This window comes from Pseudomonas sp. Arb-4-2C (assembly GCF_055755015.1).
This window is the reverse complement of the sequence record NZ_CM146899.1, coordinates 2,225,244-2,241,393: the sequence shown is the minus strand read 5'-3', so window position 1 is coordinate 2,241,393 and position 16,150 is coordinate 2,225,244. Positions and strand designations below refer to the sequence as shown.

At 61.0% G+C, this 16,150-nt stretch carries 12 protein-coding genes; 4 read left to right on the top strand and 8 right to left on the bottom strand.

Annotated features, from left to right (window positions below; translation table 11 throughout):
* Positions 1-156 precede the first annotated feature (156 nt).
* Complete coding sequence (locus AC0J41_RS09945; protein WP_473015379.1) at positions 157-1,692, bottom strand: MFS transporter; 1,536 nt, start codon at positions 1,690-1,692, stop codon at positions 157-159.
* Positions 1,693-1,794: 102 nt separating this feature from the next.
* Between AC0J41_RS09945 and AC0J41_RS09940 the strand changes: the two genes are divergently transcribed.
* Positions 1,795-2,691, top strand: a complete 897-nt coding sequence (locus AC0J41_RS09940; RefSeq protein ID WP_473015378.1) for a LysR family transcriptional regulator — start codon at positions 1,795-1,797, stop codon at positions 2,689-2,691.
* Positions 2,692-2,695: 4 nt separating this feature from the next.
* Here AC0J41_RS09940 and AC0J41_RS09935 read toward each other — a convergent pair whose 3' ends face one another.
* A complete protein-coding gene (locus AC0J41_RS09935; protein ID WP_473015377.1) occupies positions 2,696-3,865 on the bottom strand; it encodes an acetyltransferase domain-containing protein in 1,170 nt (389 codons plus the stop codon).
* A gap of 219 nt (positions 3,866-4,084) precedes the next feature.
* Between AC0J41_RS09935 and AC0J41_RS09930 the strand changes: the two genes are divergently transcribed.
* Both AC0J41_RS09930 and AC0J41_RS09925 read left to right on the top strand, forming a co-directional pair.
* Complete coding sequence (locus AC0J41_RS09930) at positions 4,085-4,681, top strand: paraquat-inducible protein A (RefSeq protein WP_473015375.1); 597 nt, start codon at positions 4,085-4,087, stop codon at positions 4,679-4,681.
* Complete coding sequence (locus AC0J41_RS09925; protein ID WP_025111538.1) at positions 4,678-5,367, top strand: paraquat-inducible protein A; 690 nt, start codon at positions 4,678-4,680, stop codon at positions 5,365-5,367. Before AC0J41_RS09930 ends, AC0J41_RS09925 begins: the two co-directional genes overlap by 4 nt.
* Here the strand turns inward: AC0J41_RS09925 and ydiJ are convergent.
* A complete protein-coding gene (ydiJ, locus tag AC0J41_RS09920) occupies positions 5,300-8,326 on the bottom strand; it encodes a D-2-hydroxyglutarate dehydrogenase YdiJ (RefSeq protein WP_473015373.1) in 3,027 nt (1,008 codons plus the stop codon). The genes AC0J41_RS09925 and ydiJ overlap by 68 nt on opposite strands.
* A gap of 159 nt (positions 8,327-8,485) precedes the next feature.
* Here ydiJ and AC0J41_RS09915 point away from each other — a divergent pair, with 159 nt between their 5' ends.
* The gene (locus AC0J41_RS09915) at positions 8,486-9,370 is read left to right on the top strand and encodes a LysR substrate-binding domain-containing protein (protein ID WP_473015372.1); all 885 of its coding nucleotides are present in this window, start codon (positions 8,486-8,488) and stop codon (positions 9,368-9,370) included.
* A gap of 191 nt (positions 9,371-9,561) precedes the next feature.
* On the opposite strand, the gene AC0J41_RS09910 is transcribed toward AC0J41_RS09915, so the two are convergent.
* From AC0J41_RS09910 to aldA, 5 genes are all read right to left on the bottom strand, one after another.
* On the bottom strand, positions 9,562-10,167 hold the full coding sequence (locus AC0J41_RS09910; RefSeq protein ID WP_473015370.1) for a DUF6338 family protein: 606 nt from the start codon (positions 10,165-10,167) through the stop codon (positions 9,562-9,564).
* A 112-nt stretch (positions 10,168-10,279) separates the two neighbouring features.
* Entirely contained in the window at positions 10,280-11,899 is a 1,620-nt protein-coding gene (locus AC0J41_RS09905) for a GMC family oxidoreductase (RefSeq protein ID WP_473015369.1), read from the bottom strand.
* Positions 11,900-12,053: 154 nt separating this feature from the next.
* Entirely contained in the window at positions 12,054-13,271 is a 1,218-nt protein-coding gene (locus tag AC0J41_RS09900; RefSeq protein ID WP_473015368.1) for a mandelate racemase/muconate lactonizing enzyme family protein, read from the bottom strand.
* Between the two features lies 1 nt (position 13,272).
* Positions 13,273-14,592 carry an MFS transporter gene (locus tag AC0J41_RS09895; RefSeq protein WP_473015367.1) on the bottom strand — a complete coding sequence of 440 codons (1,320 nt, stop codon included), beginning with the start codon at positions 14,590-14,592 and terminating at the stop codon, positions 13,273-13,275.
* Positions 14,593-14,674: 82 nt separating this feature from the next.
* The gene (gene aldA / locus AC0J41_RS09890) at positions 14,675-16,099 is read right to left on the bottom strand and encodes an aldehyde dehydrogenase (RefSeq protein ID WP_473015366.1); all 1,425 of its coding nucleotides are present in this window, start codon (positions 16,097-16,099) and stop codon (positions 14,675-14,677) included.
* Positions 16,100-16,150 lie beyond the last annotated feature (51 nt).

Here is a 16,150-nt window from a genome sequence, read left to right as displayed (position 1 = left end):
TCCGCAGCGCCTACAGGTCTGGGGCCTGGCAACGACCTTGCGAGCGACACCGAAATCTGTAGGAGCGGGCTTGCTCGCGAAAGCGCTGGAACAGTCACTTTTGCAGTGATTGACCTGCCCTCTCGCGAGCAAGTCCGCCCCCACTGTGGCCTGGCGTCAAGCCGCTGCCTGTTGCGCCTTTGCGACCGTTCGATCCTTGCTCAACAGCCCGAGCACCACCGCCGCCGAGGCCAGGGTGATCACGGTCAGGATGTGCAGCAAGTATTGAAACGCTGAGGCATAACCCTGCACCAGACGCTCATTGGCCAGCCCCGGAAGCGTGTTGATCGCATGCACCATGTCCCCCGTGGTGACCCGGTGCGCCGTCTCGGCAATCAGCACCGTATCGACATTGCCTGTCACTGCACTCGACAGATCGTTCTGCAGCAGCGAAGCCAGAATCGCCGCGACACTCGCCAAAGCAATACCCTCACCCGCCACCCGCACCGTGTTGAAAATCCCCGCGGCCATCCCCGCGCGCTCTTTTGGCACGACGCTCACCGACAAACCATCCATCAGCCCCCACGGCAGGCCGGCACCGATACCGATCAATACCATCGGCACGATCAGCGCATGTTTCGGCTCGCCGACGTTGTACAGACTCAGCCAGTGCAGCCCGAGCGCGGCTATCAGAAAACCGCCCCCCGACAGGATGCCCGCCGAGACAAACCGGGTCATCGATGCCGCCAGCATCGGTACCACCAACATCGGAGCGGACAGCGCCAGCAACAGCAGACCGGCGTCGATTTCGCTCAAGCCTTCCACGCCGATAAAGCGCAGCGGCAACATAACCACCAGCACGATGTAGCAAAAGCAGGTGCCGATCGGCAGCATTTGTACGCCGATGAAGCGCGGAAAACGGAACAGGGTCAGATCGAGCATCGGTCGTTTGGCACGCATTTCGATCATCACGAACAATGTCAGCATCAATGCCGAAGCACTCAGCAGACCGACCACCAGCGGGCTGCCCCAACCACTTTCCGGTGCCTGGATCACACCAGAAGTGAACAGCGCCAGCATCGCGCTGAAGGTGATTGTGCCCGGCCAATCCAGCCCCTTGGCATCCGGATCGCGGGTTTCGCGCATGCGTGGCAGGCCGAAGACCATGGCAATCACGCCGATCAGCGCGGTGAAGACGAAAATCGCCCGCCAATTGAACGCTTCGATCAATGCCCCGGCCACTAACGGGCCAAACGCCAGACCGATACCGAACGTGGTGCCGAGCATGCTGTAGGCACGAGTGCGGGCATGGCCTTCGAACTCCTGCGCCAACGCCGCCGAACCACTGGCCAGCGCCGCAGCCCCGGCCACACCTTGAACAGCTCGCAGCACGTCCAGCCAGAACACCGACGGTGCCACGCTCTGGGCAAGCGATGCCGCCGTGAACAGCAACATGCCGAAGGTGAACAGGCGTTTACGCCCATAGACATCGGCCAACGCCCCTGCCGCCATCAGCAAACTGCCGAACGACAACATGAACGCATTGGTGATCCAGGTCAGGGCAACGGGACTGCCGCCCAAATCACGGCCAATGGCGGGCGTCGCCACCGCGCCACCGGTAAAACTCAAGGGCAGTACCAGTGCCGACAGGCACACCGCTGCGAGGATCAGCTGCTGGTTACGCGCTCCTTGCTGTTGAGCGACAGGTGTCATGAATTCGTCCTTTATGAAGTTTGCCAGGCTGCGACTGTAAGGCCGTGCTATTGATGTGATAATCCCAGCAAACCTGCATGACTTTATGAAAGGCATTCACAGATGAAATCACCCTCAACGGCAGACCTCTCAGTATTCCTCTGCACGGCACAACACTTGAACTTCAGCAAAGCCGCCGTCGAACTTGGCCTGACACCATCAGCCCTGAGCCATTCGGTAAAGGCACTGGAGAATCGCCTTGGTGTGCGCCTGTTCAATCGCACCACCCGCAGCGTGGCGTTGACCGAGGCCGGCGAGCGCCTGTGCGCGCGACTGAAACCGGCGTTCCGCGACATCGAAGACGCACTGGAAGACCTCGACCATTTTCGCGACAAACCCACGGGCAACCTGCGCATCACCTGCGGACGCCAGGCATGCGAACTGGTATTGCTGCCGATTGCCAGCGAGTTCCTGCAGGCGTATCCGGACATTCGAATGGAAGTGGTCGAAAGCGAGGCGCTACTGGATATCGTCGCCGGCGGATTTGATGCGGGCGTGCGCTTTGGTGATCGACTGGAGGCCGACATGGTATCGCTGCCGATTGGCCCGGCAATGCGTTCGGTGGTGGTCGCTTCGCCGGCATTCCTTGAGCGCCATCCTGCGCCACAACAACCCGAAGACCTGCACGACTTGCCGTGCCTTCGCCACCGCTATCCCAGTGGCACGATGTATCGCTGGGAGTTCGAACGTGAAGGCATTGCCCGGGAAATCGAGGTCAGCGGCCCACTGACCCTGGGCGACGTCAGCCTGATGGTCGGCCCTGCGCTGCAAGGCCTGGGGTTGGCGTATGTGTTCGATGAAATGGTCAGCGAACACCTGGCATCAGGGCGTCTGATTCAGGTGTTGGCCGATTGGTGCCCTTACTACCCGGGCCTGCATCTGTACTACCCGAACCGGCGCCATGTACCGGCGCCGCTCAAGGCTTTTATCGAGTTCGCGCGCGAGCGCAGTGGTTGCTAGGGTTTTACAGGTATTTCAGCCAGCCAATGTCGCGGCGCCGCGCCTTCAGCGCCGAGAACCAGCGCACTGCCGGGTACAGCGCAAGCGTCAACAGCGCCGATACCAGCCATATCGCCGCCACTGAATCGAAGCCGAAGTAGCTACCGTGGTTAAGGCCGAACAGCGCCACGGCGATCAGATACAGCACCTTCAGCACGTACAGGTGCAGCAGATAGAAAAACATCGGCGCCGAACCGAAAACGCACAGCCAGCGAATCCAGCGACGCGTCTGCACTCGCTCAAACACCCGCAACAACAGCAGTCCCACACTCAACGTCAGCGTGATGAACAACAGCGATGGCGGGTACTTGGTGATATTGAAAAACGCCATCAGCGTCTGCACGGTCGTGTCGTGCAGCGCCCAGGGCTTTTCGCCGTAACCGTTGAGCAGCCGCAGCCCCACGAAACCCAGCAGACCGGCGACACCGCCCAGCAACAGGCACTGCTGACGAGTCCCGGCATCGGCCATGCGCGCGAACCAAGGGCCCAGCGCATAACCCAGCCCGATCACACCGATCCACGGCAACAGCGGATACGAGGTACGCAAGCGCAAGCTGTCGCCGGCGTCGATCCAGCCGCGGTCATGCAGAATCGCCCATGGCACATGCAGTGCCGACTCCGGCGCGAAATGCAGCCCATCGAGCACGTTATGCCCGGCGATGATCGCCAGACTCAGCGTCAGCAGCAGCCAGCGCGGCAGCCACACCAGCAGCGACAACGCGATCATGCTCAGGCCAATCGCCCAGATCATCTGCAGATAGATCACACTCGGCGGCAACTGAAACGTCCAGGCGAAGTTCACCAGAGTGAATTCCAGAACCACCAGAAACAGCCCCCGCTTGAATAGAAAGGCACTGACGTCGGTCTTGCCCGCGTACTTCTCGCCAAACAACCACGCAGACAATCCGGTCAACAACACGAACACCGGCGCGCACAGATGCGCCAGCGTGCGGCTGAAAAACAACGCCGGCTCGGTGCTGGCGATGTCCATCGGGTCGGAGACCTGACGGTGCAGCACAAACGTCTCGCGCACGTGGTCCAGCAGCATGAACAGGATGACCAGACCTCTTAGCGCATCAATGGACAACAAGCGCCCGGTCGGCGCCGGGCTGGAAGGAGCACACGCAATCGTCATGGACATTTCGCTATCGAATGGATGAATCGGGGTGATCGCAACGGCGCGGCTTCCCTGTGAATTCTCGTTACTCTATAACATTAATAATCGAAGCCCAACCCAGACGCTACCGGTTCTCAAAAAAGCCGCAGAACCTTAGCCGCCATTTGCCCTATCACGTCAGGCTTCTATAGTGATCAGGCGCCCCCCGCCCTTTGCGCCTGCTGTCGAGCCTTGTCCATGACCCAGACCGAACACCTGATCATCTGCGAGCACTGCGATTGCGTGTACGAGAAAGTCGTGCTCGGCAAACACCAGAAAACCTCCTGCGTGCGTTGCGGTGGCGTGCTGCAGCGCTATAACGGCCTGACCGTCGAGCAGCGCCTGGCCCTGAGCTTCACCGCAGCCATGCTGTGGCTGTTCGCCAATTTCTACCCGGTGATGAGCATCAGCATGAAGGGCCTGAAAAACAGCGCGACGCTGTGGGATTCGGTGCTGGCGTTGAGTCAGGGACCGATCACGTTCATGGCGATGGTCGCGGCAATTTCGATCATCATCGCCCCGGCGTTTCAGCTGGTGCTGTTGATCTGGGTCCTGAGTTTCGCCCTGTCCTCGCGGCGCGCGCCGGGGTTCAGGTTGTGCATGCGCTGGCTGGAGACGCTGCGCCCGTGGAGCATGCTCGAAGTCTGTCTGCTGGGGGCGATGGTGGCGGTGTTCAAATTGGCCGGTCTGCTCGATGTACTGCCGGGCATCGGTCTGTTCGCCCTGGCGGTGTTGAGCCTGATGATGATCCGCATCGCCGGTCGCGACATTCGTGATTTGTGGGACATTCTATGAAGCGACCACCGACCGCCAGCGAACTCAACCTGTGCCTGTGCCACAGCTGTGGGCTGGCCTGCGACATGACCGATGAGCCGCACCAGTGCCCGCGTTGCGAGGCGCCCCTGCATCGACGCAAGACCAATTCCCTGGCCCGCACCTGGGCCTACATGTTCGCTGCGCTGGCGTTTTACGTGCCGGCCAATCTGCTGCCGGTGATGAACACCGTGATGCTCGGCAATGGCGCCGACAGCACGATCATGAGCGGCGTGCTGGAATTTTGGGAAGGTGGTGCGTGGGACATCGCCCTGATCATCTTTATCGCCAGTATCGCGGTGCCGGGGATCAAGTTCGTCGCCCTGACACTGCTGCTGATCACCGTACAGCGCGACAGCGGCTGGGCGCGCCGCGAGCGCTCGAAGCTGTACCGTTTCGTCGAATTGATCGGTTATTGGTCGATGCTCGACGTGTTGGTGGTCGCACTGGTTGCGGCGCTGGTGAAGTTCCAGGCGCTGGGCGATATCGAGCCACGACCGGGCATTCTGTTCTTCGGCCTGGTCGTGGTGTTCACCATGCTCTCGGCGATGAGCTTCGATCCGCGACTGATCTGGGACAACGCCCCGGAGGACGAGCCACTCAGCGACGCACCACCTCAAGCAACACCTGCAACGGATGGCGCAACGCCCGATCCGACTGGCGCTTGACCTGACTGCGGCACGAATAACCGGTGGCCAGCGCCTCGCCGCGCTCGCCCGGCGCCTCGATCTGGTTGGCCCAGGATTGCTCGTAGATCACCGCCGAGGTTTCGCGGTTGCGCGCCTCGTGGCCGTAGGTCCCGGACATGCCGCAACAACCGGTGGCCTGCGTCGCCAGTTTCAACCCGACCCGCTCGAATACCTGCTCCCACTGCCGGGTGGCGGCCGGTGCGTTGGTTTTCTCGGTGCAGTGCGCCAGCAGACGGAACGCCTGGGCCGAATCTGCGGCGGCCTGCTCCGGGATCACCTTGAGCAACCATTCCTGGACCAGCGCGACTTCCGGGCACTGCTGCATGCCGGGTACTTTCAAGTATTCCTGGCGATAGACCAGGGTCATCGCCGGGTCCAGTCCCAGCAACGGCACACCGACATCGGTCAGCTCACGCAGTTGCTGCGCATTGCGCAACGCCGCGCGGTTGAACGCCGAGAGGAAGCCCTGCACATGCAGCGGCTTGCCATTGGCACTGAACGGCGCCAGGTACACCTGATAGCCGAGTCGCGAAACAAGCTCCAGCAAATCCGCCAGCAGCGGCGCCTCGAAGTAACGGGTGAACGCATCCTGCACCAGCACCACACTGCGCTCGCGTTGCGCCGGGGTCAGTGCCGCCAGCCTGGCAACCGTCGCCGGCTGCACCTTCCAGCGGCGCAGCGCCGCGTGGAAATCAAAGCGGCTGAGCAACGGCACATCGACCATGCCACCGAGACGTTCAAGCAGATTGCGGACAAACGACGCGCCCATCACACCGTTGTACAGCGCCGGAATCCGCGCCATGTACGGGATGCTGTACTCCAGCGAGGCGATCAGATAGTCCCGCGCCGGGCGCAGATAACGGGTGTGATACAGCTCGAGAAAGCGCGAACGGAATTCCGGCACATTGACCTTGACCGGGCATTGGCCCGCGCAGGACTTGCACGCCAGGCAACCGGCCATGGCGTCGTAGACCTCATGGGAAAAGTCGGCGCCCTGGCTGCGGCTGTTGCGCCAGCGCGTCCAAAGGCTGCTGAAGAAGCCCGGACGACGGATCGCATCGGACAACACATCCACGCCCGCCTCGCCCTGTAACCGTAGCCATTCGCGGATCAGCGATGCGCGGCCCTTGGGCGATTGCGCACGCTCGCGGGTGGCTTTCCACGACGGGCACATGGCGTCATCGGGATCGAAGTTGTAGCAGGCGCCGTTGCCGTTGCAATGCAGGGCCGCGCCGTAGCTTTGCCAGACTTTCTCGTCGATCTGCCGATCCAGTTCACCGCGCAGGGTTACCTCGTCGATCTTCAGCAGTGTCGCGCCGCTGTTGGCCGCAGTGGCGATCTTGCCCGGATTGAACTGGTTGAACGGGTCGAACGCGGCCTTCAACGCTTGCAGCGCCGGGTACAACTCGCCGAAAAACGCCGGTGCGTATTCCGAGCGCAGGCCTTTGCCGTGCTCGCCCCACAGCAGGCCGCCGTAGCGCTGGGTCAGCGCTGCCACGCCATCGGACACCGGTCGCACCAGCGCGGCTTGCTGCGGATCTTTCATGTCGAGAATCGGCCGTACGTGCAGCACGCCGGCATCGACATGGCCGAACATGCCGTACTGCAACCCATGGCTGTCGAGCAGCTCGCGCAACTCGGCGATGTACTCGGCCAGGTGCTGCGGCGGCACCGCCGTGTCCTCGACAAACGGCTGCGGCCGCGCTTCACCGGCGACGTTGCCGAGCAGACCCACCGCGCGTTTGCGCATGCCATAGACCTTGTTCACCGCCGCCTGACCGACCGCCAGCGTATGGCCCAGGCGTTCGACCGTGGTGTCGTTGCTCAAGTGTTCGAGGAACGCTTCGACTCGGCGCTGCAGGTCTTCGGGATCATCACCGCAAAACTCCACCAGATTGATCCCCAGCGTTGGCCGTTCGGCACTTTGCGGGAAGTATTCGGCGACGCCGTGCCAGACGATATCCTGCATCGCCAGCAGCAACACTTTCGAGTCGACGGTTTCAATCGATAGCGGCCTGAGCGCCATGAGCGCCCGGGCATCACGCAATGCGTCCATGAACCCGGCGTAGCGGATGTTCACCAGCATCGTGTGTTTGGGAATCGGCAGCACATTGAGCCTGGCCTCGACCACAAACCCCAGCGAGCCTTCGGCGCCGCACAGCACACTGTTGAGGTTGAAGCGCTTGTCAGCCTCGCGCAGGTGCGCAAGGTCGTAGCCGGTCAGGCAGCGATTGAGATCAGGAAAGCGCTGTTTGATCAGTTCGCCCTGCTCATCAATGATCTGCCGCGCACAGCGGTAGACTTCGCCAACCCGATCTTCCCGCGCACACAGCGCTGCCAGATCGTCTTCAGCCAGCGCCTCGCCGTGCAGGCGCTCGCCGCCACGCAGGATCATCTCGAGTTGCAGCACATGGTCACGGGTCTTGCCGTAGGTGCAACTGCCCTGACCGCTGGCATCCGTGTTGATCATGCCGCCGACAGTGGCGCGGTTGGAGGTCGAAAGCTCCGGAGCGAAGAACAGCCCGGCGGACTTCAGCGCGGCGTTGAGCTGATCCTTGACCACCCCGGCCTGCACGCGTACCCAGCGCTCTTGGACGTTGATCTCCAGAATACGGTTCATGTGCCGCGACAGGTCGACAACAATGCCATCGGTCAGCGACTGACCGTTGGTACCGGTGCCGCCGCCACGCGGGGTGATCACCACTTTCTGGTAAGCCGGCTCGGCGATCAGTCGTGCGACCCGCGCCACATCCTCGGCGTCCATCGGAAACACTGCCGCTTGCGGCAGGCGCTGGTAGATCGAATTGTCAGTGGCGAGCACCACGCGGCTGGCGTAATCGGCGCTGATCTCACCGCGAAAACCGCTGGCTTTCAGGGCGTTGAGGAACTGCTGGTAATCGGCAGTCAATGCGGTGGCGGGCGACAGCTGGGCAATCATCGGTCAGGGAATCTCGGTCAAAATCGGGCCGTGTGGCGGTGAACAGTTGTGCGCAATGAATGATTGCGTCACGCTCCCGCCATCTCATGGTGCTTATGTTCATTGCTTGGCGCCATCGGGACAAGCGTAAAATCGACCCGCAATCCATGACTAAAACGAATGAATCCGCGAACCCTCACCCCTTCCATGTCGTTGTTGCTGGCCTTCGAGGCCGCCGCGCGCCATGAAAGCTACACCCGCGCCGCCCACGAACTGTCGCTGACACAGAGTGCGGTCAGCCGCCAGGTGCAGATTCTGGAAAAGATGCTCGGCATGCGTCTGTTCAGCCGCGAAGGCCGGCAAGTAGTGCTGACCGATGTCGGGCGCATGTATCAGCGCGAACTGGCCCAAGCGCTCGGACAGATCCGCAGCGCGACCTTGCAGGCCATGGCGTTTGGTTCGGGCATCCACAGCCTGCGGCTGGCGACGCTGCCAACCTTCGGCTCGAAATGGCTGCTGCCACGACTCAAGGATTTCTACACCGCGCACCCGGGCATGACCGTGCACTTGCATTCGCGGATCGAAGCGATCGACTTCGACACCAGCGAGATCGATGCCGCGATCTGTGTCGGTGGTGGTCACTGGCCGGGACTGAGCGCCCTGCCCCTGCACACCGAAGAACTGGTGGTGATCGCCAGTGCACAGCTGTCAGCAGTCGAGTATCAGGACGCCGAACAGCAGATTGCCGAACAGCTGCTGCTCAATGTCAGCAGCAACGCCCAGGCCTGGGCGGAATGGTTCACTCATCACCGCCTGCCGCACCGCAGCATGCGCATCGGGCCGAGCTTTGAAATGACCTCGCACTTGATTCAGGCGGTGCGGGCCAATATCGGCGTGGGGCTGGTACCGCGGATTCTGGTGGAGGATGAATTGCTTAACGGCGAGCTGCTGCAACTGGGGGAACCGATTACCAGTCGGCGCAGCTATTACCTGGTGTATCCGCCGCGTAACGAGGCGTTGCCGTCGTTGAAGGCGTTTCGGGATTGGTTGGTGGACATGCTGTGATCGGCGCCCCCGCACATGCAAAACATAACGAAACGCCGCTCGATGAACGGCGTTCAGTCAATCCCTGGACTGGCGCTTTAGCGGAGGCGGCGCACTCGGCCCTTTGACGAGGGGCTTGGCCAGCAGTTTGCCGTCCGGGCCATAAAAGAGGCGTCTGACGCTAGGCGGCATGGGAGTAGGCTCTTTTGCGCTCATGTTGAAACCTCTTCGATAGAACTGAATTCGACCCACTGAACTTTCGAGGAATCTATCACTAATAGTTCGGCGCCAAAAGGCAGCGCCACGCCATCCTCCCCCAGCCAGCCTGGATTGAGCATGATGAACTGTCCCTCCAGAGGTCCGGAAGGCCACTCGACGGGCCAGCCAAACAATCGCCTCTCATCCGTCAAATGCAGAGTTACCAGCCGATTGTGGCGGACAAACGTGCTGTACCACTCGTTGGGATAAGAGTTTTTATTCGTTACATTTTTACTTCGTAACCATTTGTGCAGTTTGTCATTCGAAGCCAGAGCACACGACAACAGCCCAAGCGCCATTGAAACGATAAACGCCCACAAAGCCTCGGCTTTACCATCCCACTTTCCTACAGAGATACCCTTCGAGCCTATCCACAAACAGGCAGCCCCGATCCCCAGCACCACCCCATGAATCACAAACGTAAAAATCAACGCCTGCACAATCTGCCCAAACGTGTCGGGTCGCTTGAATGCGGTGAGCGTATAAAAAATCCAGGTCGAGACAAACCCGGGAATCAGATACTGCAACAACGGAATCACTTCTTTGACCAGATCATCCATGATCCGTGGCTCCTTGAAAGACTTGCCGGCCCGATAAGTGACCGGCAATCAAAGCCTAGTGCACGCTGAAAGAATGCCTTCGCCCAACTGTCACAGCGCATTACGCCAGCCGCTAAACCTGCGCATCCTGCAAAATCAGATCCGCACCCTTTTCCGCCACCATCAGCACCGCCGCATGGGTATTGCCCGACGTCACGTTCGGGAAGATCGACGCATCGACAATCCGCAACCCTTCGAAGCCATGTACCTTCAGGCGCTTGTCGACCACCGATGTCTGCTCGTCCGCCCCCATCGCGCAAGAACCACAGAGGTGATAGATCGAGCCACAGTTGTCGCGAAAGTACTGCAACATCTGCTCATCGGTCTGCACCGCCGGGCCGGGCAACACTTCATCGACGGTGATGCTCTTGAGCGCCGGGGCGTTCATGATCTTGCGCATCAGGCGACTGCCCTGAATCACTTCATCGATGTCCTTCTGCGTGCTCAGGTAGTTCGGGTCGATCAACGCCGCGTCCCGTGGATTTTTCGAGGCGATTTCGACGCGCCCGCGACTGGTGGGCCGGCACGGATTGAAGCACAGCAAGAAGCCCGAATACGGTTCCGGCTTGAGACTGGCCTTGTTGTTTTTCGGGATCTGGTACGACAGCGGGTTGAAGTACAACTGCAAGTTGGGATGCACCTGCTGCTGGTCGCCGCGAAAGAACCCACCCGCCTGATTGACGCTCATCGCCAGTGCGCCCTTGCGGGTCAGCAGGTATTTGATGCCGAGCTTGAGCTGGCCGAACAGCGAGCTCAGTTCATCATTGAGCGTCGGGATGTTGGCCTTGTAGTAGTAACTGGCACACAGGTGATCCTGCAGATTCTGCCCCACCGCCGGCAGGTGCCTGACCAATGGAATCTGGTGCCTGGCGAGCAACTCGCGATCGGCCACGCCGGACAATTGCAGGATTTTCGGCGTATCGACCGCGCCCGCACACAGGATCACCTCCTTGCGCGCCGTAAACGTGCGCGTCACACCGTGCTGGGTGATCGAGATGCCAGTGGCGCGCTGCTGCGCAGCGTCAAACAGCACGCGATCCACCAGGGCGTAATGCTCGACCGTCAAGTTCGGCCGGCTCAGTGCCGGATGCAGATGTGCAAAGCTGCTGGAGCAACGCTGGCCGTTTTTGGTGTTGACGTCGTACAAGCCCGCACCTTCGAATTTCGCCCCGTTGAAATCGTCGCTGCGTGGATAGCCGAGCTGCGAACAGCCCTCAAGAAACACATCACAGATCGGGTGGGTCTGGCCCTTCATCGGGGTGATGCTGATCGGGCCGCTGCCGCCATGGTATTCGCTGTCGCCCAGCGGATGGTTTTCCAGTTTGCGGAAATACGGCAGCACTTCCTTGAAGCCCCAGCCGTCGTTGCCGTTGGCCGCCCAGTCGTCGAAGTCATGGGCCTGGCCACGCACGTAGATCATCGCGTTGATCGAACCCGAACCGCCCTGCACCTTGCCGCGCGGGGCGTAGATTTCGCGATTGCCCAGTTGCTTCTGCGGCTGGCTGTAGTACATCCAGTTGAAGGTCGGGTTGTAATACATTTTGGCGAAGCCGACCGGAATCCTGAACCACAGCGAGCTGTCTTTACCGCCCGCTTCCAGTAGCAGCACCGTGTATTGCCCGCAGGCCGAGAGCCGATTAGCCAGCACGCAGCCTGCTGCGCCGGCGCCAGCGATGATGTAGTCGTATGTCATGCACGGTTACCGCGTAAGTCGTTGTACAAATCGAAAAGCGCACCACACTCCCCTGTGGGAGCGAGCCTGCTCGCGAAGGCGTCGTATCAGCCGCCACTTTCAGAGGGTGACCCAGCGCTTTCGCGAGCAAGCCCGCTCCCACAATGGATCTGCGTCAGCCTTTGGCCGGGGATGTGTCTTTGACGTCCACTGGCGTCGGCGCCATTTGCAGGTGCAGGCGCTCGCCGGTGTACGGCGAATGCCTGCGCACCACGTCCATGTTCAGTTCCACGCCCAGGCCCGGTTCGGTGGACGGGATGATGTAGCCGTCCTCCCACTGCAGCGGCTTGTTCAGGATCTCGGCATGGAAGCCGCCCCAGGTCTCGATGCTTTCCTGAATCAGGAAGTTCGGGGTGCAGGTCGCCAACTGGAAACTGGCCGCAGCACCAATCGGTCCGTTGTACAGATGCGGAGCGATCTGCGCGTAGTAGACCTCGGCCATGCTGGCGATTTTCTTGGCTTCGAGCAGGCCGCCGCAGCGCGCCACGTTCATCTGCAGAATCGACGCGCCGCCGGCCTGCAACAGCTTGAAGAACTCGTACTTGGTGGTCAGCCGTTCGCCCGTGGCAATCGGGATGCTGGTCTTGGCCGCGACTTGCGCCATGGCCTCTTCCTGCCCCGGCGGCACCGGCTCTTCGAACCACAGCGGGTCGTACTTTTCCAGGCGCCTGGCCAGACGAATGGCCGATGACGGCACCATCTGCCCGTGAGTCCCGAACAGCAGGTCGCACTTGTTGCCCACCGCTTCGCGGATCTTGCGGCAGAAGGTTTCGCAGCGCTCCAGCACCTCCAGCGAAATCTGGTGCCCGGAATACGCGGTGTACGGGCCGGCCGGGTCGAACTTCACCGCCGTGAAGCCCTTGTTCATATTCTCCACGGCGCATTCAGCCGCCAGATCCGGATCGTCGTAGTCGTACTCGCCACGGCTGTTGACCGGGTACAGATAGGTGTAAGAGCGCAGGCGCTCATTGACCTTGCCGCCGAGCAGTTCGTAGACCGGCTTGTTCGCCGCTTTACCGATGATGTCCCAACAGGCCATTTCCAGGCCGCTGACCACCCCCATCATGGTCAGGTCGGGGCGTTGGGTGAACCCGCTGGAATAGGCCTGGCGGAAGAAGCGTTCGATATGGTGCGGGTCCTGATTGAGCAGGTAGCGTTCGAACACGTCGTCGATGATCGGCAGCATGGCGTTGGGGCCGAAGGTCGCGGCGTAGATCTCGCCGACGCCTTCGATGCCGCAGTCGGTCCTGAGCTTGACGAACAGCCAGTACATGCCGCCAATGTGCGGTGGCGGTACGGCGACGATATGGGTTTCCAGGGCGATGATTTTCATGTCAGGCACCAGTTTTCTTCGAGGATTTGCGATTGATTCGGGCACGCAAGGTCACAGCAGCCAGAGTGCCGAGCAGTCCGATAAAGGCGATGTAGCCGAAATACAGCTTGTAACCAAAGGCTCCCGGGAACCGTTCGGTGAGGTAGCCGTTGATCAGCGGAATAAAGGCATCCGGCATATAGCCGACCACCGAGACGATGCCGATGGCCAGACCGGTGATGCGCAGCGGAATGTTGCAGCTGTCGAGAATTGCCCAATACAAACCGCGAATCGCGTAAGTCATCAGGCCAATAAAAATCACCGTGGCAATCAGCAGCCCCATGCTGTTGAGCGCCGGGAATACGATCAGGCCGACGATCGCCAGACTCGCCAGCAACAGCGCGACGATCAGCACCGAAATGTTCGAGAACCTGTCCCCCAGCCAGCCGCCACCGATGCCGCCGATCGGGCGCATCCACAACTTGATCGTGGTGATAGTGCCGGCCATGACGGCGGTCAGGCCGCTGCCTTGCAGGTAGTCCGAGAAGCTGTAGGTGGCCCAGAAGATGTGATAACCGCAAAACACGATCGCAGTGACCAGCCATAGCTCGGGAATCTTCACCAGCGTCGCCAGATCCGTGAGCAGGTTGAACTTGCCCTTCTCCACCGGCGGCGTGTCCGCCATCGATTTCGGATCCTTGATCAACACCAGCACGCAGCCGATGGCGATACAGGTGAAGGCGTACAGATAGACCACATGGCGGAAGCCTTCGGCGGTGGATTCACCACGGGTTTCGGTGGCGAAGGCGAACAGCGCCAGCGCAACCGTCGCCAGCAGCGCCTCGACCAGGCCGCGACCCCCATCAAGGATGCCGAAGAAGCGCCCCTGTTCGGTGTGATGAGCAATCATCTTCACCCGTTTGAGCACCGAGGCCCAGAAGGTCAAACCGGTGGTCAGGCCCCAGCAACCGAAGATGATCATCAGCCCGCTCATCGACGGCGCCGTCGAATACCACAGGCCCAGCGCGCCGGTCGCCACCAGCGAAAAGAAAATCAGAAAGCGTGGCGCAATGCGGTCGGCCAGCCAGCCGCTGGGCAAGTAGCTGAGGAGGAAAATCGTGCCGAGCATCGAGTACAGATAGCCCAGTTCACTGTGGTTGATCTGGAACACTTCGAGCATCGTGGTCTGGTAGACCTGACGCAGGTACAGAATCGGATAGATCGCGCCGGCCGCGAGCACCAGCAACATCAATTGGACATAGCGACTTCCCTTGTCACTCTGGCTTTTCACAGCCGAGTTGGAACCCTGAACAGCGGCAGCAGAGGATGCATGCTTGGACATTGAAGTGACCTCGGGCGACCCGTGCTCCGGGCGCCCCTGATAATTGTTTTTATAGGTGCAGCATGAGGCGTGTTGCGGTGGATCAGTACTTCATGACCACGAGGCGGGTCTGGGTGAATTCGAGCATGCCGTGCTTGCCGTCATCGCCGCCCAGGCCCGAGCGTTTCCAGCCGGCGTGGTAGCCCTGATACGGGTCGGCCGGGGTGCGATTGACGTACAGCTCGCCGGCTTCGATAGCGTTGGCGACTCTCTGCGCGGTGCGATAGTTCTCGGTGTAGAGCACCGACGACAGGCCGAACTGATGATCGTTGGCCATCGCCAGTGCCTCATCGATGTCGCGGTACTTGAGCACCGGCAGTACCGGGCCGAAGATTTCTTCCTGGACAATTTCCATGTCCTGGCGGCAGCCGCTGAGCAGGGTCGGCGGATAGAAATGCCCACGGCCTTGTGGCAATACACCGCCGCTTTCGAGGACCGCACCGTCGGCGATGGCGCGCTCGACCATGGCGTGGATGTTCTGCTGCGAACTGGCGTTGACCAACGGCCCCATCAGGCTGGCGTCCGTGGCGCGATCGCCGAATTTCACGGCGGCAATCTTGGTCTTGAGCAAGGCGAGGAAGCGGTCATGAACGCTTTCCTGCACGTAGACCCGCTCCACCGCCGTGCACAACTGGCCGCAGTGGGTGGTTTTCGACGCAACGATCGCCGTGGCTGCGGCTTCCAGATCGGCATCGGCCTCGATGATCGCCGGGGTCTTGCCGCCCAACTCCAGCGATGGCTTGGCGATGTTGGCCTTGCAGTAGTCGAGGACGATGCGCCCGGCGTTGACGCTGCCGGTCAACGTAATCAGGCCCACGGCTCTATGGGTGCAGACTGTCGCTGCGGTCGCGTGATCCATGGTCAGAATATTGATGACGCCCGCCGGCATGCCCGACTGTTGCACCGCTTTGGCGATTTCGAACGCCGAGGTCGGGGTGTTGTTGCTCGGGCGCACCACCACGGTGTTGCCGGCAATCAGCGCCGGGGCAATTTTGCGCAACAGGGTATAAACCGGGTAGTTGAACGGGATCAGGCAGGCAACGACACCGATTGGCTCGCGGTGCAGAAACAGGTTTTCGTCGGGGCTGTCGCTGGGAATGATCTCGCCTTCGATGCGGCGTGCCCACTCGGCGTGATAGCGGGTGATCTGCGCGGCATAACGCGCTTCGTTGCTGGCGTCGGCGACGCTCTTGCCGGACTCGGCAGCCAGTGCGGCGCCGATGGCTTCGGCACGCTCTTCAAGGGCAGTGGCAAAGGCTCGCAGATGTTCGGCGCGTTCGATGCTGGTGAGCTTGCCCCAGACCTTTTGTGCGGTTGCTGCCGCATCGACGGCTGCGGTGGCTTCCTCGACGGTCGCGGCCGACACATGGCCGAGCAACGCTTCAGTGGCCGGGTTATAGACCTCGATCAGCGCCGCGCTGGCAGGCTCGATGAAGTGGCCGTTTACATAATTTCGCTCGATTCGCATGTGCATCGCCCATCGTTTGTTTTTATCAATGCCGCCAGTCTTGTCATCGCT

Excerpts from the sequence above, each read along its gene's own strand:
- AC0J41_RS09895 (WP_473015367.1), bottom strand. The coding sequence starts at position 14,592 with ATGTCCAAGCATGCATCCTCTGCTGCCGCTGTTCAGGGTTCCAACTCG.
- aldA (WP_473015366.1), bottom strand. The coding sequence starts at position 16,099 with ATGCGAATCGAGCGAAATTATGTAAACGGCCACTTCATCGAGCCTGCC.
- AC0J41_RS09930 (WP_473015375.1), top strand. The coding sequence starts at position 4,085 with ATGACCCAGACCGAACACCTGATCATCTGCGAGCACTGCGATTGCGTG.
- AC0J41_RS09905 (WP_473015369.1), bottom strand. The coding sequence starts at position 11,899 with ATGACATACGACTACATCATCGCTGGCGCCGGCGCAGCAGGCTGCGTG.
- AC0J41_RS09940 (WP_473015378.1), top strand. The coding sequence starts at position 1,795 with ATGAAATCACCCTCAACGGCAGACCTCTCAGTATTCCTCTGCACGGCA.
- AC0J41_RS09925 (WP_025111538.1), top strand. The coding sequence starts at position 4,678 with ATGAAGCGACCACCGACCGCCAGCGAACTCAACCTGTGCCTGTGCCAC.
- ydiJ (WP_473015373.1), bottom strand. The coding sequence starts at position 8,326 with ATGATTGCCCAGCTGTCGCCCGCCACCGCATTGACTGCCGATTACCAG.
- AC0J41_RS09945 (WP_473015379.1), bottom strand. The coding sequence starts at position 1,692 with ATGACACCTGTCGCTCAACAGCAAGGAGCGCGTAACCAGCAGCTGATC.
- AC0J41_RS09910 (WP_473015370.1), bottom strand. The coding sequence starts at position 10,167 with ATGGATGATCTGGTCAAAGAAGTGATTCCGTTGTTGCAGTATCTGATT.
- AC0J41_RS09915 (WP_473015372.1), top strand. The coding sequence starts at position 8,486 with ATGAATCCGCGAACCCTCACCCCTTCCATGTCGTTGTTGCTGGCCTTC.
- AC0J41_RS09900 (WP_473015368.1), bottom strand. The coding sequence starts at position 13,271 with ATGAAAATCATCGCCCTGGAAACCCATATCGTCGCCGTACCGCCACCG.
- AC0J41_RS09935 (WP_473015377.1), bottom strand. The coding sequence starts at position 3,865 with ATGACGATTGCGTGTGCTCCTTCCAGCCCGGCGCCGACCGGGCGCTTG.